Genomic DNA, 26,366 nt, shown 5'->3' on the forward strand with positions numbered 1-26,366 from the left:
AATTGTTAATATATCCAGAATGTTCCTCAAAATATATTTTCCCTCTATCTTCTCGTTGCGCTTAATTTGACTAATTCTCATTAGCGACTAATTTTAATGAGTGTCGACACACAACACTCATATTAATGAAACAATGCAACGCAACGGAAGAAATAACATGGCCGAACATCGTGGTGGTTCAGGAAATTTCGCCGAAGACCGTGAGAAGGCATCCGACGCAGGCCGTAAAGGCGGTCAGCATAGCGGCGGTAATTTTAAAAATGATCCGCAACGCGCATCTGAAGCGGGTAAAAAAGGCGGTCAACAAAGCGGTGGTAATAAATCAGGCAAATCCTGATTCACCGTTAATTATTAATATCAGCTGATAAAGATAATTGCATCTGCGGGCCGTATGGCTCGCAGTGATTTCACTGGAGAAAAATATGAATATGAAGACCATTGAAGATGTATTTATTCACCTGCTTTCAGATACCTACAGCGCAGAAAAACAATTAACCCGGGCACTGGCAAAACTCGCAAGAGCAACATCAAACGAAAAATTAAGTCAGGCTTTTCATGCGCACCTCGAGGAAACACATGGACAGATTGAACGTATTGATCAAGTTGTGGAATCAGAATCGAATCTGAAAATTAAGCGCATGAAATGTGTGGCAATGGAAGGTCTTATTGAAGAAGCTAATGAGGTCATCGAAAGTACCGAGAAAAACGAAGTGCGTGATGCCGCACTGATTGCCGCAGCACAGAAAGTCGAGCATTATGAGATTGCCAGTTACGGGACATTAGCGACGCTGGCTGAACAATTAGGTTATCGTAAAGCAGCGAAGCTTCTGAAAGAGACCCTGGAAGAAGAAAAGGCCACCGACATCAAACTGACTGATCTGGCCCTTAATAACGTAAATAAGAAAGCCGAAAATAAAGCCTGAAATATGAATTTTAACTTTTAGTCATTTTATAAAGAGGACATTTTCATGAATCGTATTGAACATTATCATGACTGGTTACGTGACGCCCACGCAATGGAAAAGCAAGCCGAATCTATGCTTGAATCCATGGCCAGCCGTATAGATAATTATCCTGAACTACGCGCTCGTATTGAACAACATCTTAGTGAAACCAAAAACCAGATTGTTCAACTGGAAACTATTCTTGATCGTAATGACATTTCACGTTCAGTCATTAAAGATTCCATGAGTAAAATGGCTGCGCTTGGGCAGTCAATCGGTGGTATATTCCCTTCTGATGAAATAGTTAAAGGCTCTATTAGCGGATATGTCTTCGAGCAATTTGAAATCGCCTGTTACACCTCACTATTAGCAGCAGCAAAAAATGCCGGTGATACAGTCTCAATTCCGATCATCGAAGCGATTTTAAATGAGGAAAAGCAAATGGCCGACTGGCTGATTCAGCATATTCCGCAAACAACTGAGAAATTTTTAATTCGTTCTGAAACTGATGGCGTAGAAGCGAAGAAATAATACCCTTTATACCATGTCCTTATTGACCCCGTATATTACGGGGTCGTTTTTGTGCGGAATTAAAAACGATATCCTGCTGAGAACATAAACACCCACGGATCGAGGCGTACGCTATCGTGTTGCTGTGCACCGCCTAGCTTATAATTGGCGGTGGTATCGATATCCATGTACCACACTGACATGTTAACCAACCAGTCACGGTTAATCAGATAATCAACCCCCACCTGCCCGGCAGCTCCCCAGGAATCTTTCAGACTGAGATCGGAAAGCCCCGCCTCTTTGCCATGATCGTTAAATCCATTATCAAAGAAGGTGGTGTAGTTAATACCGGCCCCAACGTAAGGACGGAATTTGCTGCTGGCATCACCAAAATACCACTGCGCCATCAGTGTTGGCGGCAGATGGTGAACGGTTGCAATATCGCCGGTCGCCCGGGTGCCGATTTTATGGCGGAACGGCGTCGCTGCCAGTAATTCCACACCAATGTTGTCGGTCGCCATATAAGTAAACGTCAAGCCCAGTTGAGTGTTATTGGTCACGCTGAATCCACCCAGACTTCCTAACGTACCACCAGCACCTTCTGTTGGACGTACGGTTGCAGAACCTGCACGCATAAAAAATTCGCCTGCTTCATGCGCAAAGGCACTGCCAGAAAGAAGAGTTGTTACTGCCAAAGCCGCCACTGTTAACTTTTTCATATCCGCTCCGTCGTTATGGTTATAAAAACGTGACGAATATACCTACATTGGAGTAACAAATGATCCTACATAGATCACATTACATATGATAATTCACCATTTATTGATCTGGATTAATTTAGAAGTTGCATTGAGAATCCTGGTTAATGTGATTTAAATCAATTTTTAAATATTTTCTCTACGCAAATATTAACTCGATCGCCACTTGCCGCGGTTTGCCCACGCCTGAAGGCCAGCAATTACCTCCGCTTTACAAAGATATGCTTTTCCATACAAGACCTGATGCTGCCACCCGAGGCTTAACCAGGGTACAATTGCCCGCTAATTAACACCTGCATAAAACTCAAGGAGAGTGCATGTCTATCACGGCGCAGTCCGTATACCGTGACACCGGAAATTTCTTCCGTAATCAATTTATGACCATTCTGTTGGTATCGTTGCTATGTGCGTTTATCACAGTGGTGTTAGGGCATGTTTTCTCACCCAGTGATGCACAGCTTGCGCAGCTCAATGACGGCGTGCCCGTTAGCGGCAATAGTGGGTTGTTCGACCTGGTTCAGAATATGTCACCGGAACAGCAACAAATTTTGCTGCAGGCTTCAGCGGCGTCCACTTTTTCAGGATTAATCGGTAACGCCATTCTCGCCGGAGGCGTAATATTAATTATCCAGCTGGTGTCTGCGGGTCAGAGAGTCAGTGCGCTGCGAGCTATTGGTGCCAGTGCGCCGATATTGCCCAAGTTATTTATTCTGATTTTTCTGACTACCCTTTTAGTACAGATTGGCATCATGCTGGTGGTCGTTCCGGGAATTATCATGGCCATTTTACTGGCCCTGGCACCGGTGATGCTGGTACAGGACAAAATGGGCATTTTTGCCTCGATGCGTAGCAGTATGCGGCTGACTTGGGCGAATATGCGTCTGGTGGCACCCGCAGTACTGAGCTGGTTGCTGGCAAAAACACTGTTGCTGCTTTTTGCCTCTTCTTTTGCCGCATTAACCCCGGAAATTGGTGCCGTACTGGCGAACACCTTGAGCAACCTGATTTCTGCCATATTGCTCATCTATCTGTTCCGCCTGTATATGTTGATTCGCCAATAACCTTAAGCATTTGATTACGGAATCGTAAAATGAAGCAGTTTCTTGATTTTTTACCGCTGGTTGTCTTTTTCGCGTTTTACAAGATTTATGACATCTATGCGGCTACTGCGGCGCTGATCGTCGCCACGGCGATTGTGCTTATCTATAGCTGGGTTCGCTTTCGTAAGGTTGAGAAGATGGCCCTGATCACTTTTGTTCTGGTGGTCGTCTTCGGTGGCTTGACGCTGTTCTTCCACAATGATGAGTTTATTAAATGGAAGGTTACAGTCATTTATGCTCTATTTGCGGGAGCCCTGTTAGTCAGCCAATGGGTGATGAAAAAGCCGCTAATTCAGCGGATGCTGGGTAAAGAACTCACGCTGCCGCAACCGGTATGGTTGAAGCTGAATCTGGCCTGGGCTGTTTTCTTTATCCTTTGCGGTCTGGCAAACATCTACATCGCATTCTGGCTGCCGCAAAATATTTGGGTCAACTTTAAAGTCTTTGGCCTGACCGCCCTTACCTTAATCTTCACATTGTTAAGCGGTATCTATATCTACCGCCACATGCCGCAGGAAGATAAATCCTAACCAGACTGCCAGTCCTTCGGGGCTGGCGCTGTATCTCCTCTGTTCTCCTCAGGAAAATCATAGTAGCATCGCGCCTGTGATTTTCCTTTTAAGTCGGTTTTACCATGTCTACAACACATAACGTCCCTCAGGGCGATCTTGTTTTACGTACTTTAGCCATGCCCGCCGATACCAATGCCAATGGTGACATCTTTGGTGGTTGGTTAATGTCACAAATGGATATTGGCGGCGCTATTCTGGCAAAAGAAATTGCCCACGGTCGCGTAGTGACTGTGCGGGTTGAAGGAATGACTTTCTTACGGCCGGTTGCGGTCGGCGATGTGGTGTGCTGCTATGCACGCTGTGTCCAGAAAGGGACGACATCGGTCAGCATTAATATTGAAGTGTGGGTGAAAAAAGTAGCGTCTGAACCAATCGGGCAACGCTATAAAGCGACAGAAGCATTATTTAAGTATGTCGCGGTTGATCCTGAAGGAAAACCTCGCGCCTTACCTGTTGAGTAATAGTCAAAAGCCTCCGGTCGGAGGCTTTTGACTTTCTGCTTACTGAATTTCGGTGGTGCCGTTAATTTTAAACAGGATATTCACCACAATCCCACTGCCTGGCTTACCCGGCTCATAACGCCATCTGCGCATCGCATTTTTCACCTCACGCTCAAACATGTTCGCAGGCTTGGCTGAGAGGATTTGTACGTTATCCACGCGACCATCCGGCGTGACGTCAAATTTAACTTTAACCTGCCCTTCAATGCGCAATGCCTGTGCTCGTGCCGGATACTGCGGCTGATTACGGCTTAATGCGCGTGGTCCTGAAGCCACACTGGTAACCGGCTTGCTGGTTGCAGCCGTTGCCGTACTTGATGTGGGGCGCGCGGGTGCCGTATTTTCAAACGGTGATGCCGGACGCGACTCTACGGGTTTGATATCGCGTTTTGGCTGCTCCTGTACCTTTTTCACCGGCTTCGGTTTTGGCTTAGGTTTCGGCTTCGGCTTTTCAATGACCACCGGTGCTTCTTTTGGCGGTTCGGGGATCGGCTCAGGTTCCGGTTCTGGCTCTACCACCGGCTCCGGTGGCGGCTGAACGGCTTGTGGCGGTTCGAGATCAGCAGGCGCAACCATCGTGACAGAAATTGGCTGCGCAGGCGCAGGTAGTTCAATAACCTGATGTACCGAGGTATAGAGCAGACCCGCCACAACAGCACCATGAATGCAGACCGAAAGTAACGTCGGCCAGGGGAAGCGGCGAGGTAAATCAAGGGTCATTGAAGTCATAATCATTTCAGTAGAAAAACCAGGTCTCGATTTTAAATGCAAATAGCAATCATATTCAATAAGGCAAGACGATCAGGATCAGTGAAAATGTCATTTTTGGCGTAATTGACCTTACTTTATGCATGGTCTTAACAAAGACATCATCTTTCCGTTGCAGATCTTCGCCCTTTCAAATAACGTACTTTACAACTTTCCCGAACAAGGAGTTGTGCCCGTGTTGTATGTTATTTACGCTCAAGACAAAGCTGATAGCCTCGAAAAACGCCTTTCCGTTCGTCCGGCACATTTAGCACGTTTACAGTTACTGCATGATGAAGGTCGTTTGTTGACAGCTGGTCCAATGCCAGCGGTAGACAGTAACGATCCAGGGGCTGCGGGATTTACTGGCTCAACCGTTATTGCTGAATTTGAATCGCTGGAAGCAGCTCAGGCCTGGGCCGATGCTGACCCGTACGTAGCGGCAGGTGTCTATGAACACGTTTCAGTGAAACCATTTAAGAAAGTGTTCTGAATAGAGATTCAATATTTAAGGGCACGGTTTTTGCAACCGTGTTCTTGTTTGGCCTTTCCTTATAGCCGGTCAGTGCGTTCACTACCACAAGCAGATAATAACTTTATCTGTATTTCTTTATATGATGTGAGCATATTCAGGAAAAATGACCTTTCCTGAGGTACAGTTGCTCGCTCAAATCCTTTGATTACTGCGGATAAAGTCATCTACTATTGTTTAACACATTCACGCGCTGCATGTATGTTCAGAAAATGTGCACGCTAAGATAATTAAACAAAATTGTGGTTACAGAGGTATCAGTGAGTCACTGGGCTACATTCAAACAAACAGCAACAAATTTATGGGTGACCCTTCGGCACGACATTCTCGCGCTGGCCGTCTTTTTAAATGGATTGCTTATTTTTAAAACAATCTATGGTATGTCGGTCAATTTGCTTGATATTTTCCATATCAAAGCATTTTCAGAGTTGGATCTCTCCTTGCTGGCAAACGCCCCACTATTTATGCTCGGCGTCTTTCTTGTCCTGAACTCCATTGGCTTACTGTTCCGGGCAAAGCTCGCATGGGCAATCAGTATCATTTTGTTGTTGATAGCGCTAATTTACACCCTGCATTTTTATCCCTGGCTGAAATTTAGTATTGGATTTTGCATTTTTACGCTGGTGTTTTTGCTGATACTGCGCAAAGACTTCTCCCACAGTAGCGCCGCAGCCGGGACAATTTTTGCATTTATTAGTTTCACGACATTACTGTTTTACTCAACCTACGGTGCGCTTTATTTAAGCGAAGGTTTTAATCCGCGAATAGAAAGTTTGATGACCGCGTTCTATTTTTCGATAGAAACCATGTCAACCGTCGGCTATGGCGATATTGTCCCTGTTTCTGAATCAGCACGATTGTTCACTATTTCGGTCATTATTTCCGGCATTACCGTTTTTGCCACATCTATGACCTCAATTTTTGGTCCGCTTATCCGCGGGGGATTCAACAAACTTGTAAAAGGAAACAATCATACAATGCATCGTAAAGATCATTTTATTGTTTGCGGACATTCGATTCTCGCCATCAATACGATCCTGCAACTGAATCAACGCGGACAAAACGTAACGGTTATCAGCAACTTGCCTGAAGATGATATCAAGCAACTTGAGCAACGCTTAGGCGATAACGCTGATGTTATCCCCGGTGACAGTAATGACAGTTCAGTATTAAAGAAAGCGGGAATCGATCGTTGCCGGGCCATTCTGGCGCTGAGTGATAACGATGCAGATAACGCGTTTGTTGTACTCTCGGCAAAAGATATGAGCAGTGATGTCAAAACAGTTCTCGCCGTCAGTGATAGCAAAAACCTGAATAAGATTAAGATGGTACATCCGGATATCATTCTCTCACCGCAACTGTTTGGCAGCGAAATTCTGGCGCGAGTTTTAAATGGTGAAGAGATTAATAATGATATGCTCGTTTCAATGTTGTTGAACTCCGGTCATGGCATTTTCAGCGATAACGATGAACAAGAAACGAAAGCTGACAGTAAAGAATCAGTGCAAAAATAGAGTTTAAAGACGAAAGAGTAAACTTATTGGGCACCGCAATGGTGCCCAGTATATTTAGATATTGTAGATCGCAAACAATAACGAGTTACGCTGTTTGTTTAGAATGCACTTCCTGATGCTGTGGATACGCATATTTCGGCGCGATTGCCCCTCAAGCCAACGCGATTTACGTCGGCTAGCCTGACGCTGCATGCGCCAGCGCCCCACTTCCGTTCTACTCCGCTTCATGTTAACTACTCTATGCAATAACAGAATGGTCATTATACCCCCACCCCCGACGCTGACCAGTGCTTTTCCCGCGTTTTTATTTGCCAGATGAATCCATATGCGTAAACTCATAACAATGCGCTTTCAAAAGGATTTCTAATCTATGACAACCGTTTATACGTTGGTGAGTTGGTTGGCCATTCTGGGATACTGGTTGCTCATTGCAGGCGTAACTTTACGCATTCTAATGAAACGACGCGCAGTTCCCTCCGCGATGGCCTGGCTGTTGATTATTTACATTCTGCCGTTAGTCGGAATTATTGCCTATCTTGCCGTTGGCGAGCTCCATTTAGGCAAACGCCGCGCTGAGCGCGCCAGAGCGATGTGGCCTTCCACCGCAAAATGGCTTAACGACCTTAAAGCCTGTAAGCATATCTTCGCCGAAGAAAATAGCAGTGTCGCTGCGCCATTATTCAAGCTTTGCGAGCGTCGTCAGGGGATCGCTGGGGTCAAAGGGAATCAGCTACAACTGATGACCGAGTCAGATGATGTGATGCAGGCGTTAATCCGCGACATCCAGCTCGCGCGCCATAATATTGAGATGGTGTTTTATATCTGGCAGCCCGGCGGCATGGCGGACCAGGTGGCTGAATCATTAATGGCCGCTGCGCGACGCGGCATTCATTGCCGATTGATGCTCGACTCCGCCGGGAGTGTGGCTTTTTTCCGCAGCCCGTGGCCCGAGCTAATGCGTAATGCCGGTATTGAAGTGGTCGAAGCCTTAAAGGTCAATCTGATGCGTGTGTTTTTACGCCGTATGGACCTGCGCCAACATCGCAAGATGATCATGATCGATAATTACATCGCGTACACCGGCAGCATGAATATGGTCGATCCTCGCTACTTCAAACAAGATGCGGGCGTAGGGCAATGGATTGATCTGATGGCGCGTATGGAAGGCCCCATCGCCACCGCGATGGGGATTATTTATTCCTGCGACTGGGAGATTGAAACCGGAAAACGTATTCTGCCGCCACCACCAGATGTCAATATTATGCCGTTTGAACAGGCCAGCGGTCACACCATTCACACAATTGCTTCTGGCCCCGGCTTTCCGGAAGATCTCATTCACCAGGCATTATTGACTGCGGCTTATTCGGCGCGTGAATATTTGATCATGACCACGCCCTACTTTGTGCCAAGCGATGATTTACTTCATGCGATTTGCACGGCGGCGCAGCGCGGGGTGGATGTCAGTATTATCCTTCCGCGAAAAAATGACTCGATGCTGGTCGGCTGGGCCAGTCGCGCATTCTTTACGGAACTTCTTGCTGCTGGGGTTAAAATTTATCAGTTTGAAGGCGGGTTACTGCATACCAAGAGCGTGCTGGTCGATGGCGAACTAAGTCTGGTTGGCACCGTTAACCTTGATATGCGTAGTCTGTGGCTGAATTTCGAGATTACCCTGGCAATCGACGATAAAGGTTTTGGTGCAGACCTTGCCGCCGTTCAGGACGATTATATTTCGCGTTCACGTCTGCTCGATGCCCGTTTATGGCTAAAACGTCCATTATGGCAACGTGTCGCCGAGCGACTGTTTTACTTCTTCAGTCCGTTGCTGTAAAACGTCGCCAACAGAGGTTAAACAGGTAGTGACTATGGATATGGATCTAAACAATCGCCTGACTGAAGATGAAACGCTTGAGCAGGCCTACGATATTTTTCTCGAACTGGCTGCCGACAATCTCGATCCAGCTGATGTTCTGCTGTTCAATCTTCAGTTTGAAGAGCGCGGCGGCGCGGAGTTATTCGATCCGGCGGAAGACTGGCAGGAACATGTTGATTTCGATTTGAACCCAGACTTTTTTGCCGAAGTGGTGATTGGTCTGGCGGACAGTGAAGATGGTGAAATCAACGATGTTTTCGCCCGCATTCTGTTATGCCGCGAAAAAGATCACAAACTTTGCCATATCATCTGGCGGGAATAAATAATCGCTTTTAGCGTGAAAAAGGGCTGACAACTGTCAGCCCTTATTGTGTTTAAAGCGGATCGACTTTCAGGCAAGAAACGGCGTGTCTGAAACTCCCCTCCAGAACAGGACGTGTTTTGGCGCACTCCGGACCGGCAATCGGGCAACGGGTACGGAAAACACAACCGGAAGGCGGGTTGATCGGCGACGGTAATTCCCCTTCCAGTAACTGGATGGTTTTGTTCTTCTCCAGATCCGGATCAGGTATGGGGACTGCCGACATCAATGCCCTGGTGTAAGGATGTAGTGGATTGTGGTAGACCTCATCATAGGTCCCCAGTTCTACCGCATGGCCGAGATACATCACCAACACACGATCGGAAATGTGTTTTACCACGGCCAGGTCATGAGCGATAAAAATTAATGACAATCCCATCTCACGTTGCAGCTGCTGGAGCAGGTTGACCACCTGCGCCTGAATTGACACGTCCAGCGCCGAAACCGGCTCATCGCAGATAATCAGCTTCGGTTCAAGAATAAGAGCACGAGCAATCCCGATACGCTGGCACTGCCCACCGGAGAACTCATGCGGATAGCGGTTAATCAGGTTAGGCAATAACCCGACTTTCAGCATCATCGCCTTCACGCGCTCGCGAACTTCCTGGCGTGACATTTTCGGATGATAAGTACGCAGTGGTTCAGCGATGATCTCGCCGATGGTCATACGCGGGTTTAGCGATGCCAACGGATCCTGGAAAATCATCTGAATATCACTGCGAACGGCACGCCATTCATCGGGCTTCATGCCCAGCAACTCTTTACCTAACCAGGCAACATGACCGTCGGTCGCCTTGACCAAACCGATGATGGCGCGAGCAAAGGTGGACTTACCGCATCCCGATTCCCCTACCACACCTAATGTTTCCCCTTCATACAGGCGAAGAGTGACACCATCGACGGCTTTGAGCATTTTCGGCGGTTGCCAGAACCACTGTTTGCCATCTTTGATTTCAAAGTGCACTTTAAGATCGGCGATTTCAAGGAGGACTTTTCTTCCTTCAGTTACAGCATTCATAACAGTTCCTCCACCGGTTTAAAGCAAGCACGCAGACGGCCAGGCGTAAACTCTTCCAGCGGCGGTGCGCTACTACAAATTTCCATCGCATGTGGACAACGTGGCTGGAACGGGCAACCTTTCGGTAATCGCAGCAAGTTTGGCGGATTACCCGGGATGGTCAACATTGTTTCACCTTCCGCATCAAGACGCGGCACCGCGTTGAGCAAACCGATAGAATAAGGATGAACGGGTTGATAAAAGACATCGCGCGCATTGCCATATTCCATCGTGCGCCCGGCGTACATTACCAGCACTTTGTCACAGATCCCCGCCACCACGCCAAGATCGTGGGTGATCATAATGATGGCGGTATTAAATTCCCGCTTCAGTTCATTTAATAGCGTCATGATCTGCGCCTGTACGGTGACGTCCAGCGCAGTAGTGGGTTCATCCGCAATCAGTAGCTTAGGTCGACATAGCAATGCCATCGCAATCATGACTCGCTGACGCATGCCGCCAGAAAATTCGTGCGGGTACATTTTCATGCGTTTACGCGCTTCCGGCATTTTTACCGCATCGAGCATCCGCACCGACTCTTCAAACGCCTCAGCTTTGCTCATGTTCTTATGCAGCATCAGCACTTCCATTAACTGCTCACCGACGCGCATATAGGGATTCAACGAAGTCATTGGGTCCTGAAAAATCATTGAGATTTGTTCAGCGCGCAGTTTATTGAGTTCATGCTCTGGCAAATTGAGGATTTCACGCCCATTGAAGGTTGCCGATCCGCCAATACGTCCGTTGGCAGCCAACAGGCCCATCAACGCAAATGCAGTTTGCGATTTACCCGAACCAGACTCACCTACAATACCCAGCGTTTCTCCGGCACGTAGGGAAAAATTCAAATCATTGACCGCCGTGACGTCGCCGTCCGGGGTACTAAAGGTGACACGCAAATCTTTCACGTTCAGCAGTGCGTCAGCCTGTTGTTGTGCGAGCGGCACAGTTGCAGTTTCAATTACGCTCATGGCTGCACTCCTTAACGATCTTTCGGGTCGAGGGCATCACGCAAGCCATCGCCGATAAAGTTGAAACAAAACAGCGTCACCACGAGGAATCCCGCTGGGAACAACAATAACCATGGAGAGACTTCCATCGAGTTCGCGCCATCACTCAGCAATGCACCCCAGCTGCTTAACGGCTCTTGCGTACCCAACCCCAGGAAGCTAAGGAAAGATTCAAAGAGGATCATGCTGGGCACCAGAAGTGATGCGTAGACCACCACCACACCGAGTACATTCGGCACAATGTGGCGAATAACAATGCCCGATGTCGATACACCGCCAACTTGTGCCGCCTCAATAAACTCTTTGCGCTTCAGACTCAGGGTTTGCCCACGCACAATACGAGCCATATCCAGCCAGGAAACCATGCCTATCGCCACGAAAATCAGCAGGATGTTTTGACCGAAAAAGGTCACCAGCAAAATGACGAAGAACATGAATGGGAAGGAGTTGAGGATTTCCAGCAGACGCATCATTACCGAATCCACTTTACCGCCCAGATAACCGGAAAGCGAACCATAAAGTGTCCCGACGACCACTGCCACCAGTGCCGCAGCAACACCGACCATGAGTGAGATACGCCCGCCAATCGCAACGCGCACAAGCAGGTCGCGACCGGATGAGTCAGTACCAAAGTAGTGACCGGACTCCATATCCGGGGCGCTGGACATCATCGCCCAGTCAGTATCGTCATAGGCAAACTGCGAAAGCATCGGTGCCAGGATTACAAATAACGCGATCAGCACCAGCACTATCAGACTGGCAACCGCCGCACGGTTATGCATAAAACGTCGACGTGCGTCCTGCCACAAGCTGCGCCCTTCGACCTCCAGCTTTTCACTGAAATTTTCCAGCGTCTCGCTGTTTTTCTTACTTAACATCATCGCGAGCTCCAGTATCAGTAACGGATTTTCGGGTCGATAACCGCATATAGCACATCGACAATGGCATTAAACAAAATGGTTAAAGCACCAACCAGGATGGTCAGGCTTAACACTAAGGAATAGTCACGGTTCAATGCGCCATTAACGAACAGTTGCCCAATCCCCGGCAAACCATAAATGGTTTCGATAACCATAGAACCGGTAATAATGCCGACAAATGCGGGGCCCATATAGGAGAGCACGGGTAACAGAGCAGGTTTTAATGCGTGGCGTAAAATGATCCGCCGCATAGGTAACCCTTTCGCCCGGGCAGTACGAATAAAATTGGAGTGTAATACTTCAATCATAGAGCCACGGGTAATACGCGCAATACTGGCGATATAGGCGAGTGACAACGCCACCATCGGCAATATCATGAATTTAAGCGCCCCACCATTCCAGCCACCGCCCGGCAGCCAATGCAAAATGATCGCAAATATCATGACTAATAATGGCGCAACCACAAAACTGGGGATAACAACCCCGGTCATTGCCAGCCCCATCACGGTATAGTCCCATTTGGTGTTTTGTTTTAATGCGGCAATAACGCCAGCACTAACACCCAGTATTACCGCAAGGAAAAATGCTGCGGCTCCCAGTTTGGCAGAAACGGGAAAACTGGATGCCACCAGGTCATTGACCGAATAATCTTTATATTTAAACGATGGACCGAAATCACCGTGCGCCAGTTGTTTCAGGTAGCTGAAATACTGTGTCATGATCGGATCATTAAGATGATATTTCGCTTCGATATTGGCCATCACTTCAGGCGGTAAAGTACGTTCGCCGGTAAAAGGGCTTCCCGGCGCGAGGCGCATCATAAAGAACGAAATAGTAATAAGAATAAATAGCGTCGGAATCGCTTCCAGACAGCGACGTAGAATAAATTTTAACATTGCCCTACCTTCTGGCCTGTGCCTTCTGTAATGCGATAAAAATCAGACACCGTGGAGCAGGACACTCCTGCCCCACGTATTGCCATTAGTGCTTCACAATGTACATATTCCGGGTATAGGTATTATCCAGCGGATCTTTGCCGGTATAGCCACCAACCCACGGTTTCACCAGACGCGCATTCACGTAGTAATAAACAGGAACAATGGCCGAATCCTTATCCAGCTGTTGTTCTGCTTTAGTGTACAGAGCTGTGCGCTGCGCCTCGTCAGTCACTTTCAGCGTTTCCGCCATAATGCTGTCAAAGGCCGGGCTCTTATAATGCGCGGTATTCATCGAGCTGTTCGAAAGCATGGTGTTCAGGAAGGAAGTTGGTTCGTTGTAGTCAGCACACCAGCCTGCACGGGCCACATCAAAAGTACCCTGGTGACGGGTGTCGAGGAACGTTTTCCACTCCTGGTTAACCAGTTTGACGTTTACACCAATGTTTTTCTTCCACAATGAAGAGGCAGCAATCGCCAGCTTTTTATGCAGATCGGAGGTGTTATACAACAGGTTGATGGTCAACGGTTTGTCTGCGGTATAACCCGCTTCAGCCAGCAGTTTTTTCGCTTCTTCGTTACGTTTTTCCTGGCTCCAGCCAAACCATTCCGGCTGAGTCAATTTTGCGCCATCAGTATACGGTGGAGTGTAACCATAGGCGGGCATGTCGCCCTGCGCTTTCACTTTATTAACAATGATATCGCGGTCCATACCTAGTTTCAGTGCGGTACGCACACGCACATCGTTGAATGGCGGTTTCTGGTTGTTAATTTCGTAATAGTAAGTGCACAGGTATGGATCAACGTGAACTTCGTCCGGGATCTCTTTTTTCAGCTTCTGGAACAATTCGATCGGCATGTTGTTATAAGTCATGTCGATTTCACCACTACGGTAGCGGTTGACATCGGTAACTTCAGAAGCAATAGGCAAATAGGTTACCTGGTTAATAACGGTTTTCGCGTTGTTCCAGTAGGTCGGGCTGCGTTCAAGAACGATTCGTTCGTTTACAACCCAATCTTTTAAGGTATAGGCACCGTTGGTGACGATATTACCAGGCTGGGTCCATTTTTCGCCGAATTTCTCGATAGCGGCTTTTGGCACCGGTGAAGTTGATGGGTGAACAAGTAATTTATAGAAGTACGGAACGGGTTCACTTAAGGTGACTTCTAATGTGTGATCATCAATAGCTTTCACGCCGAGATCGGTAATCGGTTTTTTCCCTTCAAGAATTTCATCAATACCGGCGATATGCCCATATTGCAGATAACTGGCATACGGAGAAGCAGTGTTCGGATCAACAGAACGTTGCCAGCTATACACAAAGTCTTGTGCTGTGACTGGCGTGCCATCAGACCATTTCGCATCTTTACGCAAATGGAAGGTCCAGACTTTCGCGTCTTTATTATCCCAGGATTCAGCGACGCCAGGTGCTGGATGACCGTCAAGATCGCTGACCAGTAAGCCTTCAAACAGGTCTCGGCTGATATTAGACTCCGGAACACCTTCAATTTTGTGCGGATCTAATGACTGAACTTCTGAACCATTGTTACGTACCAGTGTTTGTTTTTCCGCCAGTGTGACGCCTGCGGGTACATCAGCTGCCAGCGCGACATTCCCTGCCATTAGCGCAGCCAGAACGCCAGCTGCTACTAAACTTCTCTTGGTGATGTTGGTCATTGTTTTTTGGACTCCCTCATTATAATTACTGGTATTAACCAGCATGTGTAATCCCGGATTGGGACCCTGCACAGGCTCGGAGACTTTCTGCTGTCAGGTTACTTTATCGTTACGTATTACTATCACCGACTTTATTTATGCTGGTGATTCAGACGATCACCTTATGTCGATTCGTACTGTGTCTCCCCTGTCGAGACACATTATTCTTTCGCGACGCTCTTTAATTGTTAATTATTCTCATTACCAATAAAGAATCGTCTGGCGGTTGCCCGGAAAGTACCAAATGCGGTTCTTACTCGCCAATACATTTTGCAAAATTGTTAAGCAATTCTCTTTTATTGACCGTATCAGAATCTATAGCTTGCATCCATGCCTTAACAAACATCTTTCAATTCAATCAAATAGAGATTGGCTAAGCATGTCTATCTTTTCTGATTACAGTTCCAGTAGTGAAATGCACAATAATTTAACAATTGATTATTATTTAGCACTTTCCTCTACCAAAGGCAGTGGAATTACTAATATCATTTCAATTATTCTTCAGCAAGCCCAGGATTATGATGTGGCGAAAATAACATGATGGTGAGGAGAAGCAGTTAAGGAAATCCTTATAACTAACTGTAATTTGAGAAGAATATTTTTACCTATTCCTTTTGCTTTTGATAACTGCGCGGGAACAAAGTAAAAATAATGACGAAGTAAACGGAGCATGGCAGCTCCGTTTCATTTGAAAGGAATTAATTAAGCAGGCCGGGGAAAATCCCCTTAATACCAGTAACGATAAATTCAATCCCCAATGCCATCAGCAATAGCCCCATAATACGCGTAATCACGTTGATGCCGGTCTGGCGTAAAACCCGTACCAGCCACGGTGCCATGCGGAACAATCCCCAGCAACATAAAGCGAACAATGCAATAGCCACAAAGAAACCAAACAGATAGCTAATGCTGTGATAACGCGTACCCCAGACGATGGTAGAACTGATCGCCCCTGGCCCCGCCATCAACGGCAACGCCAATGGCACCACACCAATGCTTTCACGTACCGCGGTTTCTGATTTTTCTTGCTTGTTCTGTTTATCCTCGCCAAGCTTGCCGCTGATCATCGACATCGCTATCGTCACCACCAGGATGCCCCCGGCGATACGGAACGAATCAATTGATATACCAAAAAGTTGCAGAATCGTGTCGCCGAGAAAAAGCGAGATCCACAAGATAATGGCCACAGACAGGTTGGCTGTAAGGTTAGTTTTGTTTCGCGCTGCCGCTGTCTGATAACTGGTCATGCTGATAAAGACGGGAATAATCCCTACCGGGTTGACCAGCGCAAATAACCCGATGAAAAATTTGAAGTAAACGGGAAAATCAAAAAAGGTCTGAATCACGGTTAGCTCCGAAGCAAAAGCCGGATAATGTTAGCCATAAATAAGGTTGAAAAGACGCGCTGACAATACGCCTTTTGACAGCATTTTTCACCTCCTAACTACTTAAAATTGCTATCATTCGTTATTGTTATCTAGTTGTGCAAAACATGCTAATGTAGCCACCAAATCATACTACAATTTATTAACTGTTAGCTATAATGGCGAAAAGCGATGCTGAAAGGTGTCAGCTTTGCAAAAATTTGATTTGGATCACGTAATCAGTACCCAGAAGTGAGTAATCTTGCTTACGCCACCTGGAAGTGACGCATTAGAGATAATAACTCTAATGTTTAAACTCTTTTAGTAAATCACAGTGAGTGTGAGCGCGAGTAAGCTTTTGATTTTCATAGGTTAAGCAAATCATCACCGCACTGACTATACTCTCGTATTCGAGCAGATGATTTACTAAAAAAGTTTAACATTATCAGGAGAGCATTATGGCTGTTACTAATGTCGCTGAACTTAACGCACTCGTAGAGCGTGTAAAAAAAGCCCAGCGTGAATATGCCAGTTTCACTCAAGAGCAAGTAGACAAAATCTTCCGCGCCGCCGCTCTGGCTGCTGCAGATGCTCGAATCCCACTCGCGAAAATGGCCGTTGCCGAATCCGGCATGGGTATCGTCGAAGATAAAGTGATCAAAAACCACTTTGCTTCTGAATATATCTACAACGCCTATAAAGATGAAAAAACCTGTGGTGTTCTGTCTGAAGACGACACTTTTGGTACCATCACTATCGCTGAACCAATCGGTATTATTTGCGGTATCGTTCCGACCACTAACCCGACTTCAACTGCTATCTTCAAATCGCTGATCAGTCTGAAGACCCGTAACGCCATTATCTTCTCCCCGCACCCGCGTGCAAAAGATGCCACCAACAAAGCGGCTGATATCGTTCTGCAGGCTGCTATCGCTGCCGGTGCTCCGAAAGATCTGATCGGCTGGATCGATCAACCTTCTGTTGAACTGTCTAACGCACTGATGCACCACCCAGACATCAACCTGATCCTCGCGACTGGTGGTCCGGGCATGGTTAAAGCCGCATACAGCTCCGGTAAACCAGCTATCGGTGTAGGCGCGGGCAACACTCCAGTTGTTATCGATGAAACTGCTGATATCAAACGTGCAGTTGCATCTGTACTGATGTCCAAAACCTTCGACAACGGCGTAATCTGTGCTTCTGAACAGTCTGTTGTTGTTGTTGACTCTGTTTATGACGCTGTACGTGAACGTTTTGCAACCCACGGCGGCTATCTGTTGCAGGGTAAAGAGCTGAAAGCTGTTCAGGATGTTATCCTGAAAAACGGTGCGCTGAACGCGGCTATCGTTGGTCAGCCAGCCTATAAAATTGCTGAACTGGCAGGCTTCTCTGTACCAGAAAACACCAAGATTCTGATCGGTGAAGTGACCGTTGTTGATGAAAGCGAACCGTTCGCACATGAAAAACTGTCCCCGACTCTGGCAATGTACCGCGCTAAAGATTTCGAAGACGCGGTAGAAAAAGCAGAGAAACTGGTTGCTATGGGCGGTATCGGTCATACCTCTTGCCTGTACACTGACCAGGATAACCAACCGGCTCGCGTTTCTTACTTCGGTCAGAAAATGAAAACGGCTCGTATCCTGATTAACACCCCAGCGTCTCAGGGTGGTATCGGTGACCTGTATAACTTCAAACTCGCACCTTCCCTGACTCTGGGTTGTGGTTCTTGGGGTGGTAACTCCATCTCTGAAAACGTTGGTCCGAAACACCTGATCAACAAGAAAACCGTTGCTAAGCGAGCTGAAAACATGTTGTGGCACAAACTTCCGAAATCTATCTACTTCCGCCGTGGCTCCCTGCCAATCGCGCTGGATGAAGTGATTACTGATGGCCACAAACGTGCGCTCATCGTGACTGACCGCTTCCTGTTCAACAATGGTTATGCTGATCAGATCACTTCCGTACTGAAAGCAGCAGGCGTTGAAACTGAAGTCTTCTTCGAAGTAGAAGCGGACCCGACCCTGAGCATCGTTCGTAAAGGTGCAGAACTGGCAAACTCCTTCAAACCAGACGTGATTATCGCGCTGGGTGGTGGTTCCCCGATGGACGCCGCGAAGATCATGTGGGTTATGTACGAACATCCGGAAACTCACTTCGAAGAGCTGGCGCTGCGCTTTATGGATATCCGTAAACGTATCTACAAGTTCCCGAAAATGGGCGTGAAAGCGAAAATGATCGCTGTCACCACCACTTCTGGTACAGGTTCTGAAGTCACTCCGTTTGCGGTTGTAACTGACGACGCTACTGGTCAGAAATATCCGCTGGCAGACTATGCGCTGACTCCGGATATGGCGATTGTCGACGCCAACCTGGTTATGGACATGCCGAAGTCCCTGTGTGCTTTCGGTGGTCTGGACGCAGTAACTCACGCCATGGAAGCTTATGTTTCTGTACTGGCATCTGAGTTCTCTGATGGTCAGGCTCTGCAGGCACTGAAACTGCTGAAAGAATATCTGCCAGCGTCCTACCACGAAGGGTCTAAAAATCCGGTAGCGCGTGAACGTGTTCACAGTGCAGCGACTATCGCGGGTATCGCGTTTGCGAACGCCTTCCTGGGTGTATGTCACTCAATGGCGCACAAACTGGGTTCCCAGTTCCATATTCCGCACGGTCTGGCAAACGCCCTGCTGATTTGTAACGTTATTCGCTACAATGCGAACGACAACCCGACCAAGCAGACTGCATTCAGCCAGTATGACCGTCCGCAGGCTCGCCGTCGTTATGCTGAAATTGCCGACCACTTGGGTCTGAGCGCACCGGGCGACCGTACTGCTGCTAAGATCGAGAAACTGCTGGCATGGCTGGAAACGCTGAAGGCTGAACTGGGTATTCCGAAATCTATCCGTGAAGCTGGCGTTCAGGAAGCAGACTTCCTGGCGAACGTGGATAAACTGTCTGAAGATGCATTCGATGACCAGTGCACCGGCGCTAACCCGCGTTACCCGCTGATCTCCGAGCTGAAACAGATTCTGCTGGATACCTACTACGGTCGTGATTATGTAGAAGGTGAAACTGCAGCGAAGAAAGAAGCTGCTCCGGCTAAAGCTGAGAAAAAAGCGAAAAAATCCGCTTAATCAGTAGCGCTGTCTGGCAACATAAACGGCCCCTTCTGGGCAATGCCGATCAGTTAAGGATTAGTTGACCGATCCTTAAACTGAGGCACTATAACGGCTTCCACAACAGGGAGCCGTTTTCTTATGCCACTTCTCAATGATCTGCTCGATTTCAGTGACCATCCGCTTATGCCTCCGCCCTCTGTACAACTATTTGCAGAACACCTTCCCACCGAGTGGATACAACACTGCCTGACGCTTTCTGCTCATGCGACCGTTCGCCGCCGTCGTTTACCGGGGGACATGGTTATCTGGATGGTGGTGCAATGAGCCAATTACCGATGTTGTTCGCCGTCTGAACCTGAGCGCGGATGGCGAAGCGGGGATGAACCTGCTGGCCCGCAGCGCTGTCACCCAGGCGCGTCAGCGCGTGGGGGCCGCCCCAGTGGAATGGCTCTTCCGCCAGACCGCACAGACAGGGGCGCGGAACGTTACCTGAAGGATGACTGGCACGGCCTGCAACTTTTTGCCATTGATGGCGCACAGTTCAGGACACCTGATAAACCCGAGCTGCGTGAATATTATGGGTCTGCCAACACATCCACTAAGCGGCAGAACGCCTACCCGGTTATGCGTCTGGTGGCCTTAATGAACCTGGGAAGTCACATTCTGCTGAATGCCGTGACCGCACCTTACCGGCAGAGCGAAACTGTGCTGGCCCACTCCATGCTCGCCACCATCCCGGATAACTCTATTACGTTGTTTGATAAACTTTTTTACAGCGAAGACCTGCTGCTGACGCTGAACCAGAAGGGTTGTAACCGCCACTGGCTACTGCCTGCGTGGAAGAATATCGCATCAGAAATGATAGAGCTGGGAAACACGGCGTCACCAGGGACCATCCCGAAACGACTGGAGCATCTTCGGGGTGCTCTGGAAGTGGTGTTCATAACAAAACGCCCCCGACCATCAAGGCCGAGGTCGGTTAAGATATCAAAAACCCGTTATCCTGTGAAACATAGTGCCGCTCCTCTTAAGTGAACGGCATTGCCCTTCTGGGGCCGTATTTTTTGTTTACCCAAAGCAACTTTTCCATAAACCGACAGCATTAGCCTTCATCATATTTGCGACGATGTATAACGCCTAAACACAGGGATATTGTACTTTACAGGTCACAAGTCAACGTCGGTGCTTAAGAGCCCTGTGAGGCGTATAGCGGCGTTAAAAAACTGCCGAGAAGGGTATATAGCCCGGAAGAAGTGCGTAAAACGAACTGACAGGATAAAAGTGCCCTGCTCACCCTGTCAGTAAAGAAATTCTTATTAATCGTGGCGATGCCTTTCCTGAATAGCCGTTAATGAGCCGACTTGTAACGCCTCTTTATAGTGTTTACGGCATACAGAAACGTATCGTTCATTACCACCAATTACCACCTGCTCACCTTCGTTATAAGGTCTGCCTGCTTGATCAAGACGCAGCACCATGCTTGCTTTACGGCCACAAAAACAGATGGTTTTTAATTCAACCAGTTTGTCGGACCATGCCAGTAAGTATTGGCTGCCAATAAATAATTCACCTCGAAAATCGGTACGTAAACCATAACAAAGTACGGGTATATCGAGTTGATCGACAACCTCCGATAATTCATATACTTGTTGTCTGGTTAAAAACTGGCATTCATCAACCAGTACGCAATGAATTGCCTGCTGTTCATGTTCCGCACGAATCTCATCAAATAATGATGAATTTTGGTTAAATAATTTTGCAGACGATGACAAACCTATACGCGAACTGACTTTCCCGGCACCAAAGCGATCATCAATTTCTGCCGTATATACGACAGTGCGCATGCCGCGTTCCTGGTAATTGTATGAAGATTGCAACAATGCTGTAGACTTACCCGCATTCATTGCGGAATAGTAGAAATATAGCTGTGCCATCAGCCACAGGCCCTCAATGATATGAAATAAAGTTGGCTGGAGTTTATCATAATTCGTCAGTTTTTCAGCTCAACAGTATGCACAGAAGTGGGTATATGCGTTCTCCCTTACGAAGCCTTGCATAATCCTTCTGAGCTATCATTACAACTGCCTCGCTTGTTATAAGCGGGTAAATGACTGCTGGTAACTATTCACAATCTTTAACCTGTTGCGCAAGTAATAGCCCTCTGTTGACCTCCAGGAGATAGTGCAATACTAAGTCCATGCTCTTATTGCGACTGTTCTACTTTTCATCATTCGCTTAATAGGGAATTCTCGTAAACACAACTAATACAGAAGACTGAAAGGTCGTCAGCCTACGATAATCTCCCCATAAAATGTGACATGAATCAGGAAGTTTTAACCTCACGTGCTGCGAAATCATCGGTGTAAATAGGGCTATATGCCGCGTCTTTTCTGGCTAATTTTATGAAAAGATATTTATTGGCGGCACAAAATAAAGAACAATTTTGAATTCCTTACATTCCTGGCTATTGCACAACTGAATTTAAGGCTCTATTATTACCTCAACAAACCACCCCAATATAAGTTTGAGATTACTACAATGAGCGAAGCACTTAAAATTCTGAACAACATCCGTACTCTTCGTGCGCAGGCAAGAGAATGTACACTTGAAACGCTGGAAGAAATGCTGGAAAAATTAGAAGTTGTTGTTAACGAACGTCGCGAAGAAGAAAGCGCGGCTGCTGCTGAAGTTGAAGAGCGCACTCGTAAACTGCAGCAATATCGCGAAATGCTGATCGCTGACGGTATTGACCCGAACGAACTGCTGAATAGCCTTGCTGCCGTTAAATCTGGCACCAAAGCTAAACGTGCTCAGCGTCCGGCAAAATATAGCTACGTTGACGAAAACGGCGAAACTAAAACCTGGACTGGCCAAGGCCGTACTCCAGCTGTAATCAAAAAAGCAATGGATGAGCAAGGTAAATCCCTCGACGATTTCCTGATCAAGCAATAATCTTTTGTAGATTGCACTTGCTTAAAATCCCGCCAGCGGCGGGATTTTTTATTGTCCGGTTTAAGACAATTTAATAAGAATAAGCTATAAAAAAACGGCGTCGATTGCTCAACGCCGTTTCGTGGATAACACCGATACGGATGTTACTTCTTAATGCCCATCTCTTCTTCAAGCCAGGCTTTAAATTCCGTGCCAAGGGTGTTATGACGAATACCGTATTCAACGAAGGCCTGCATGTAACCTAATTTATTACCGCAGTCATGGCTCTTCCCTTTCATATGATAGGCTTCCACCGTTTCTTTTTCGATCAGCATATCAATTGCGTCGGTGAGCTGAATTTCATCACCAGCTCCCGGAGGGGTTTTTGCCAGCAACGGCCAAATATCCGCGCTAAGTACGTAACGACCCACAATAGCGAGATTAGACGGCGCAACATCCGCTTTCGGTTTTTCTACCACACCAACCATCGGTACGCTTTCACCCGGCGCTAATTCAACGCCTTTGCAATCCACAACGCCATATGCGGTCACATCAGCAACCGGTTCAACCATGATCTGGCTATGACCCGTTTCATCAAAGCGGCGGATCATCTCTGCCAGGTTATCCTGTGACAAATCGGATTCATATTCATCCAGAATAACATCAGGCAAAATAACAGCTACCGGTTCATCACCCACTACCGGGTGAGCACACAATACCGCGTGTCCCAGGCCTTTCGCCAGACCCTGACGAACTTGCATAATAGTTACGTGCGGCGGACAAATAGACTGCACTTCATCAAGCAGTTGACGTTTTACACGTTTTTCCAGCATTGCTTCCAGTTCAAAACTGGTATCAAAGTGGTTTTCAATAGAGTTTTTAGATGAGTGTGTAACCAGCACAATTTCAGTAATGCCAGCCGCAATACATTCATTCACGACGTATTGAATTAATGGCTTATCGACAAGTGGCAGCATCTCTTTCGGGATGGCTTTCGTCGCCGGCAACATCCTGGTTCCTAATCCCGCAACGGGGATAACGGCTTTTTTGACTTTCGTATTAATGGCAGCCATTTAAATTCTCCTGGACTGTTCGTGTTTTGAACGTGTTCATATTTCTGTATCGCATCCCAGTATATCAGCACCCCGAAGGGGCTAAGTTCTGAAAAGGAGGCGAGTTAGCATAATTAAGACAATTACTTATACGAATGGCGACGATAGTACCACCAGCCGACATTAGCAGGTAATGCAAATTTAGCCCGCGTTATCGTTTGCTCATTCTGCAGACAACATCAAGCGCAGTCGACCACCGGTTCCCCATATTTGGCATTGCCAGGCATCGCATCGCTGGCTCAATTGATTCAAATAAGCGTTACCTAAAGTGCCTAACGGAACACCATTACTGATTTGCACCTGGTGTTCGCCGGTATTTAACGTCGCATTCAGACCCGCAGAAACCAGAATGAGATTTTTCAGTTCGCGATGATAATAGCCAACTAATAGCGGAAACTGCCCCGGCAGATTGGCCTGACGAAGTAAATGGTTTACCTGCTTCAATAACGCGCCCAACTCTGGCAACCGTTGATTTTGGTGTGCAAGCTGTTCCTGTAATAATCCGTTAAACAATGCGCGTAATAACAAGGCAGCAAGTACGCCATTATGTCCAGCTCGGGTGACATCAAGGCAATAAAATGCCAGATCGTTTTCCGAAAGTGCGGCAATATCAAGCACCAGGCCGGGTTTGTCCGCGGCAACCAATTGACGATAATTAACCCGGCAATGGGAAATCACCTGCTGAACCGGCGGTTGTAGTTCCTGTAATAATTTCGCCGCTGCGGCAGGGTTATCAACCATTGCATCCCAGTCGCGAAAAAGCCTTTCCTCTTCCTCAACGCGCGAATTAAACATGCTGGGATAGAGACAGGCAAAAACCATCTCGCGCAAGCGATTCAGATCTTTAACTGGTTTCAGCAAAACATCTTCAACGCCCAGACGTAACGCTTTGGCAATATCTGCCATATTTTCGGTGGCAGATATCACCAGAACCGGTGTCTGGTCACCTCTGTTGCGTATATGTTCCAGCAGTTTAAGCCCGTTCATTCGTGGCATCGCGATATCACATATCATCAGGTCTGGAGTGAAACCTCCCAGCAACTCAAGGGCATCCACCCCATCAGCCGCCAGTACCGTTGTCGCTCCCAATGAGGAAAACCACGAATCCAGAAGCGAGCGAAATACCGGCTCATCTTCAACAATGAGAATCTGTTTTCCGACCAATGGCTGCGTCATGTTCTCTCCCCTGACTGGCTTTACTCAATAGTGGCATGCTATTGCCACCTGCGCCTGTCAGAATTAACTTAAGTGTAGATAAAAATTCTGGTCAAATGTTGGTGCGTACCAACGGCAAAAGTTCGTCCATTTTCTTTTCCACTGCCAGCTGTCCGGCCGCAATGGCAGCGTGCGCGCGATGGAAATCAAGCGTAGATATTTGCGGGCAAACAGGTTGAATCAGAATATCGGGCGGATCACCTGCCATGCGGTTCCTTTTAAGGCGGTTCTCCAGCACCTGGATAGAAGTGGTCATAATCTCTGTTGCCGTTGGCGCTGTCACCGCCCGACGTGTCGTTATGCTGCCTAACCTTTCTTTCAGACGCGCATGCCACGGCAGAGAATCACCATTCTCGCTATTTTCTTCACTGACATTAAAGGAGAGCAAATCTTGTTGCATCAAATGAGCATCGTGCTGCAGGTCAACCGCTATCACAATATCAGCCCCCAATGCACGCGTGAGGGAAATAGGAATTGGGTTAACGACTGCTCCATCAACCAGCCAGTAGCCGTTATGTGCAACAGGTGCCATGAGTCCTGGAATACTGCATGATGCGCGAATAGCAAGATGGAGATCGCCTTCAGTAAACCATAATTCACGTCCCGTACTTAAATTGGTGGCAACAGCCGCAAAGCGACGGGAACAATTTTCGATCTCTGTTTCCGGCATTATTTCGCGGTATTGATTGAAGACACGCTCGCCGCGCAGTAACCCACCGCGCTGCCAGGAGAGATCCATCAGGCGTAAAACATCCCAATAACTGAAAGAGGTCACCCAATCTTCCAGCGCAGATAATCGATCGCATGCATAGGCAGCGCCCACCAGCGAACCAATTGAACATCCTGCAACGATATCAATTTCAATACCCACTTTTTTTAGCGCATTAATAACGCCAATATGCGACCAACCTCTCGCCGCGCCAGATCCCAGCGCCAGCCCTATTTTTATCTTTCTCATTATTCCCGCAAGATTCCCCTGGAATGCAATCGTAGCCACATCGCTACTGCTCGGTTAACATAGTGCTACTCAGGCGGTTAATACGCCGTTATTGTTTCCAGGGAGATTATTTGTGTCTCAGCTTTGTCCCTGTGGTAGTGCTGTCAAGTATAGCCTATGTTGCCACCCTTATGTGTCTGGTGAAAAGGTTGCACCTGATCCAGAACATCTCATGCGTTCGCGTTACTGCGCTTTTGTGATGCAAGACGCAGATTATTTAATAAAGACCTGGCATCCCTCTTGTGGAGCAGCGGCGTTACGTGCCGAATTGATGGCCGGATTTGCGCATACTGAATGGTTGGGATTGACCGTATTTGAACATTGTTGGCAGGACGCCGACAATATCGGATTTGTCAGTTTTGTTGCTCGATTTACCGAAGGTGGTAAAACAGGTGCAATAATTGAACGTTCGCGATTTTTGAAAGAAAACGGTCAATGGTACTATATTGACGGTACACGTCCGCAGTTTGGTCGCAACGATCCCTGCCCTTGTGGTTCAGGTAAAAAATTTAAAAAGTGCTGCGGCCAATAATGGTTGACGGTACGGTTTAGCAAACACTCTCAACAAGGTTTTTCCA

At 47.4% G+C, this 26,366-nt stretch carries 28 protein-coding genes and 2 pseudogenes; 16 read left to right on the forward strand and 14 right to left on the reverse strand.

Features of this window, described 5'->3' with window-relative positions; all coding sequences use genetic code 11:
• Positions 1–157: 157 nt before the first annotated feature.
• From FTE26_RS18140 to FTE26_RS18150, 3 genes are all read left to right on the forward strand, one after another.
• On the forward strand, positions 158–337 hold the full coding sequence (locus FTE26_RS18140; RefSeq protein WP_000807651.1) for a general stress protein: 180 nt from the start codon (positions 158–160) through the stop codon (positions 335–337).
• Between the two features lie 85 nt (positions 338–422).
• On the forward strand, positions 423–923 hold the full coding sequence (locus FTE26_RS18145; RefSeq protein WP_001056491.1) for a YciE/YciF ferroxidase family protein: 501 nt from the start codon (positions 423–425) through the stop codon (positions 921–923).
• 45 nt (positions 924–968) lie between these two features.
• A complete protein-coding gene (locus tag FTE26_RS18150) occupies positions 969–1,475 on the forward strand; it encodes a ferritin-like domain-containing protein (protein ID WP_001079509.1) in 507 nt (168 codons plus the stop codon).
• Positions 1,476–1,534: 59 nt separating this feature from the next.
• On the opposite strand, the gene ompW is transcribed toward FTE26_RS18150, so the two are convergent.
• Positions 1,535–2,173 (reverse strand): outer membrane protein OmpW, encoded by a 639-nt coding sequence (ompW, locus tag FTE26_RS18155; RefSeq protein ID WP_000737226.1) that lies wholly within the window; start codon positions 2,171–2,173, stop codon positions 1,535–1,537.
• 239 nt (positions 2,174–2,412) lie between these two features.
• Between ompW and FTE26_RS18160 the strand changes: the two are divergent.
• From FTE26_RS18160 to yciA, 4 genes and pseudogenes are all read left to right on the forward strand, one after another.
• Positions 2,413–2,502 (forward strand): annotated as a pseudogene (locus tag FTE26_RS18160) (YkgJ family cysteine cluster protein); the annotation flags it as partial.
• A 27-nt stretch (positions 2,503–2,529) separates the two neighbouring features.
• On the forward strand, positions 2,530–3,273 hold the full coding sequence (locus FTE26_RS18165; protein WP_000028529.1) for a YciC family protein: 744 nt from the start codon (positions 2,530–2,532) through the stop codon (positions 3,271–3,273).
• Positions 3,274–3,302: 29 nt separating this feature from the next.
• Positions 3,303–3,842 (forward strand): septation protein A, encoded by a 540-nt coding sequence (locus FTE26_RS18170; RefSeq protein WP_000808662.1) that lies wholly within the window; start codon positions 3,303–3,305, stop codon positions 3,840–3,842.
• A 104-nt stretch (positions 3,843–3,946) separates the two neighbouring features.
• Complete coding sequence (gene yciA / locus FTE26_RS18175) at positions 3,947–4,345, forward strand: acyl-CoA thioester hydrolase YciA (RefSeq protein WP_000108160.1); 399 nt, start codon at positions 3,947–3,949, stop codon at positions 4,343–4,345.
• A 39-nt stretch (positions 4,346–4,384) separates the two neighbouring features.
• Here yciA and tonB read toward each other — a convergent pair whose 3' ends face one another.
• On the reverse strand, positions 4,385–5,104 hold the full coding sequence (gene tonB, locus FTE26_RS18180) for a TonB system transport protein TonB (RefSeq protein ID WP_000171274.1): 720 nt from the start codon (positions 5,102–5,104) through the stop codon (positions 4,385–4,387).
• A gap of 223 nt (positions 5,105–5,327) precedes the next feature.
• Between tonB and FTE26_RS18185 the strand changes: the two genes are divergently transcribed.
• Together FTE26_RS18185 and kch are read left to right on the forward strand one after the other, a co-directional pair.
• Positions 5,328–5,624 (forward strand): YciI family protein, encoded by a 297-nt coding sequence (locus tag FTE26_RS18185; protein WP_000967595.1) that lies wholly within the window; start codon positions 5,328–5,330, stop codon positions 5,622–5,624.
• 299 nt (positions 5,625–5,923) lie between these two features.
• On the forward strand, positions 5,924–7,177 hold the full coding sequence (gene kch, locus FTE26_RS18190) for a voltage-gated potassium channel protein (RefSeq protein ID WP_001299682.1): 1,254 nt from the start codon (positions 5,924–5,926) through the stop codon (positions 7,175–7,177).
• A 54-nt stretch (positions 7,178–7,231) separates the two neighbouring features.
• Here the strand turns inward: kch and FTE26_RS18195 are convergent, their stop codons facing one another.
• Positions 7,232–7,405 carry a YciY family protein gene (locus FTE26_RS18195; RefSeq protein WP_001309467.1) on the reverse strand — a complete coding sequence of 58 codons (174 nt, stop codon included), beginning with the start codon at positions 7,403–7,405 and terminating at the stop codon, positions 7,232–7,234.
• A gap of 142 nt (positions 7,406–7,547) precedes the next feature.
• Here FTE26_RS18195 and cls point away from each other — a divergent pair, with 142 nt between their 5' ends.
• Both cls and FTE26_RS18205 read left to right on the forward strand, forming a co-directional pair.
• Complete coding sequence (gene cls, locus FTE26_RS18200; protein ID WP_000214516.1) at positions 7,548–9,008, forward strand: cardiolipin synthase; 1,461 nt, start codon at positions 7,548–7,550, stop codon at positions 9,006–9,008.
• Between the two features lie 34 nt (positions 9,009–9,042).
• Positions 9,043–9,372 (forward strand): HI1450 family dsDNA-mimic protein, encoded by a 330-nt coding sequence (locus FTE26_RS18205; protein ID WP_000366959.1) that lies wholly within the window; start codon positions 9,043–9,045, stop codon positions 9,370–9,372.
• A 52-nt stretch (positions 9,373–9,424) separates the two neighbouring features.
• Here FTE26_RS18205 and oppF read toward each other — a convergent pair whose 3' ends face one another.
• The 5 genes from oppF to oppA form a co-directional block, all read right to left on the reverse strand.
• Positions 9,425–10,429, reverse strand: a complete 1,005-nt coding sequence (gene oppF / locus FTE26_RS18210) for a murein tripeptide/oligopeptide ABC transporter ATP-binding protein OppF (protein ID WP_000994884.1) — start codon at positions 10,427–10,429, stop codon at positions 9,425–9,427.
• Positions 10,426–11,439, reverse strand: a complete 1,014-nt coding sequence (gene oppD / locus FTE26_RS18215; protein WP_000110945.1) for a murein tripeptide/oligopeptide ABC transporter ATP-binding protein OppD — start codon at positions 11,437–11,439, stop codon at positions 10,426–10,428. The genes oppF and oppD overlap by 4 nt, the downstream gene beginning before the upstream one ends.
• Positions 11,440–11,450: 11 nt before the next feature.
• Positions 11,451–12,359, reverse strand: a complete 909-nt coding sequence (gene oppC / locus FTE26_RS18220; RefSeq protein WP_000979661.1) for an oligopeptide ABC transporter permease OppC — start codon at positions 12,357–12,359, stop codon at positions 11,451–11,453.
• Positions 12,360–12,373: 14 nt separating this feature from the next.
• Positions 12,374–13,294 (reverse strand): oligopeptide ABC transporter permease OppB, encoded by a 921-nt coding sequence (gene oppB / locus FTE26_RS18225; RefSeq protein ID WP_000911112.1) that lies wholly within the window; start codon positions 13,292–13,294, stop codon positions 12,374–12,376.
• An 85-nt stretch (positions 13,295–13,379) separates the two neighbouring features.
• Positions 13,380–15,011, reverse strand: a complete 1,632-nt coding sequence (gene oppA / locus FTE26_RS18230; RefSeq protein ID WP_001297114.1) for an oligopeptide ABC transporter substrate-binding protein OppA — start codon at positions 15,009–15,011, stop codon at positions 13,380–13,382.
• Between the two features lie 283 nt (positions 15,012–15,294).
• On the opposite strand from oppA, the gene FTE26_RS18235 reads away from it, so the two are divergent.
• Entirely contained in the window at positions 15,295–15,591 is a 297-nt protein-coding gene (locus FTE26_RS18235; protein WP_001211521.1) for a hypothetical protein, read from the forward strand.
• Between the two features lie 157 nt (positions 15,592–15,748).
• Here FTE26_RS18235 and ychE (FTE26_RS18240) read toward each other — a convergent pair whose 3' ends face one another.
• Both ychE (FTE26_RS18240) and ychE (FTE26_RS18245) read right to left on the reverse strand, forming a co-directional pair.
• A complete protein-coding gene (gene ychE, locus FTE26_RS18240; protein WP_000616554.1) occupies positions 15,749–16,396 on the reverse strand; it encodes an NAAT family transporter YchE in 648 nt (215 codons plus the stop codon).
• A gap of 30 nt (positions 16,397–16,426) precedes the next feature.
• Positions 16,427–16,480: a protein YchT gene (ychE, locus tag FTE26_RS18245; protein ID WP_211180492.1), complete on the reverse strand. Its 54-nt coding sequence runs from the start codon at positions 16,478–16,480 to the stop codon at positions 16,427–16,429.
• Positions 16,481–16,872: 392 nt separating this feature from the next.
• On the opposite strand from ychE (FTE26_RS18245), the gene adhE reads away from it, so the two are divergent.
• Positions 16,873–19,548, forward strand: coding sequence for a bifunctional acetaldehyde-CoA/alcohol dehydrogenase (gene adhE, locus FTE26_RS18250; RefSeq protein ID WP_000301651.1), 2,676 nt, complete (start codon positions 16,873–16,875; stop codon positions 19,546–19,548).
• A 123-nt stretch (positions 19,549–19,671) separates the two neighbouring features.
• Positions 19,672–20,568, forward strand: a pseudogene (locus FTE26_RS18255) (IS4 family transposase).
• 281 nt (positions 20,569–20,849) lie between these two features.
• Here FTE26_RS18255 and tdk read toward each other — a convergent pair.
• Positions 20,850–21,467, reverse strand: a complete 618-nt coding sequence (gene tdk, locus FTE26_RS18260; RefSeq protein WP_000068103.1) for a thymidine kinase — start codon at positions 21,465–21,467, stop codon at positions 20,850–20,852.
• A gap of 604 nt (positions 21,468–22,071) precedes the next feature.
• Between tdk and hns the strand changes: the two genes are divergently transcribed.
• Positions 22,072–22,485, forward strand: a complete 414-nt coding sequence (gene hns, locus FTE26_RS18265) for a histone-like nucleoid-structuring protein H-NS (protein ID WP_001287378.1) — start codon at positions 22,072–22,074, stop codon at positions 22,483–22,485.
• A 143-nt stretch (positions 22,486–22,628) separates the two neighbouring features.
• On the opposite strand, the gene galU is transcribed toward hns, so the two are convergent.
• The 3 genes from galU to rssA form a co-directional block, all read right to left on the reverse strand.
• Positions 22,629–23,537 carry a UTP--glucose-1-phosphate uridylyltransferase GalU gene (gene galU, locus FTE26_RS18270; protein WP_000718995.1) on the reverse strand — a complete coding sequence of 303 codons (909 nt, stop codon included), beginning with the start codon at positions 23,535–23,537 and terminating at the stop codon, positions 22,629–22,631.
• 201 nt (positions 23,538–23,738) lie between these two features.
• Entirely contained in the window at positions 23,739–24,752 is a 1,014-nt protein-coding gene (rssB, locus tag FTE26_RS18275) for a two-component system response regulator RssB (protein ID WP_000193437.1), read from the reverse strand.
• 91 nt (positions 24,753–24,843) lie between these two features.
• Complete coding sequence (gene rssA, locus FTE26_RS18280) at positions 24,844–25,749, reverse strand: patatin-like phospholipase RssA (protein WP_001226476.1); 906 nt, start codon at positions 25,747–25,749, stop codon at positions 24,844–24,846.
• Between the two features lie 112 nt (positions 25,750–25,861).
• Between rssA and FTE26_RS18285 the strand changes: the two genes are divergently transcribed.
• Complete coding sequence (locus FTE26_RS18285) at positions 25,862–26,320, forward strand: YchJ family protein (RefSeq protein ID WP_085674532.1); 459 nt, start codon at positions 25,862–25,864, stop codon at positions 26,318–26,320.
• Positions 26,321–26,366: the final 46 nt, after the last annotated feature.

Origin of the sequence: Escherichia sp. S10b, assembly GCF_028421345.1 — a bacterium.
Lineage (GTDB): Bacteria > Pseudomonadota > Gammaproteobacteria > Enterobacterales > Enterobacteriaceae > ECMA0423.

Coding starts and splice junctions, on each gene's coding strand:
- FTE26_RS18195 (WP_001309467.1), bottom strand. CDS start 7,405: ATGAAGCGGAGTAGAACGGAAGTGGGGCGCTGGCGCATGCAGCGTCAG.
- adhE (WP_000301651.1), top strand. CDS start 16,873: ATGGCTGTTACTAATGTCGCTGAACTTAACGCACTCGTAGAGCGTGTA.
- oppD (WP_000110945.1), bottom strand. CDS start 11,439: ATGAGCGTAATTGAAACTGCAACTGTGCCGCTCGCACAACAACAGGCT.
- cls (WP_000214516.1), top strand. CDS start 7,548: ATGACAACCGTTTATACGTTGGTGAGTTGGTTGGCCATTCTGGGATAC.
- hns (WP_001287378.1), top strand. CDS start 22,072: ATGAGCGAAGCACTTAAAATTCTGAACAACATCCGTACTCTTCGTGCG.
- tdk (WP_000068103.1), bottom strand. CDS start 21,467: ATGGCACAGCTATATTTCTACTATTCCGCAATGAATGCGGGTAAGTCT.
- FTE26_RS18140 (WP_000807651.1), top strand. CDS start 158: ATGGCCGAACATCGTGGTGGTTCAGGAAATTTCGCCGAAGACCGTGAG.
- FTE26_RS18165 (WP_000028529.1), top strand. CDS start 2,530: ATGTCTATCACGGCGCAGTCCGTATACCGTGACACCGGAAATTTCTTC.
- FTE26_RS18150 (WP_001079509.1), top strand. CDS start 969: ATGAATCGTATTGAACATTATCATGACTGGTTACGTGACGCCCACGCA.
- FTE26_RS18170 (WP_000808662.1), top strand. CDS start 3,303: ATGAAGCAGTTTCTTGATTTTTTACCGCTGGTTGTCTTTTTCGCGTTT.
- oppA (WP_001297114.1), bottom strand. CDS start 15,011: ATGACCAACATCACCAAGAGAAGTTTAGTAGCAGCTGGCGTTCTGGCT.
- galU (WP_000718995.1), bottom strand. CDS start 23,537: ATGGCTGCCATTAATACGAAAGTCAAAAAAGCCGTTATCCCCGTTGCG.
- rssA (WP_001226476.1), bottom strand. CDS start 25,749: ATGAGAAAGATAAAAATAGGGCTGGCGCTGGGATCTGGCGCGGCGAGA.
- FTE26_RS18205 (WP_000366959.1), top strand. CDS start 9,043: ATGGATATGGATCTAAACAATCGCCTGACTGAAGATGAAACGCTTGAG.
- oppB (WP_000911112.1), bottom strand. CDS start 13,294: ATGTTAAAATTTATTCTACGTCGCTGTCTGGAAGCGATTCCGACGCTA.
- tonB (WP_000171274.1), bottom strand. CDS start 5,104: ATGACCCTTGATTTACCTCGCCGCTTCCCCTGGCCGACGTTACTTTCG.
- oppF (WP_000994884.1), bottom strand. CDS start 10,429: ATGAATGCTGTAACTGAAGGAAGAAAAGTCCTCCTTGAAATCGCCGAT.
- rssB (WP_000193437.1), bottom strand. CDS start 24,752: ATGACGCAGCCATTGGTCGGAAAACAGATTCTCATTGTTGAAGATGAG.
- FTE26_RS18145 (WP_001056491.1), top strand. CDS start 423: ATGAATATGAAGACCATTGAAGATGTATTTATTCACCTGCTTTCAGAT.
- oppC (WP_000979661.1), bottom strand. CDS start 12,359: ATGATGTTAAGTAAGAAAAACAGCGAGACGCTGGAAAATTTCAGTGAA.
- ompW (WP_000737226.1), bottom strand. CDS start 2,173: ATGAAAAAGTTAACAGTGGCGGCTTTGGCAGTAACAACTCTTCTTTCT.
- FTE26_RS18235 (WP_001211521.1), top strand. CDS start 15,295: ATGCGGTTCTTACTCGCCAATACATTTTGCAAAATTGTTAAGCAATTC.
- yciA (WP_000108160.1), top strand. CDS start 3,947: ATGTCTACAACACATAACGTCCCTCAGGGCGATCTTGTTTTACGTACT.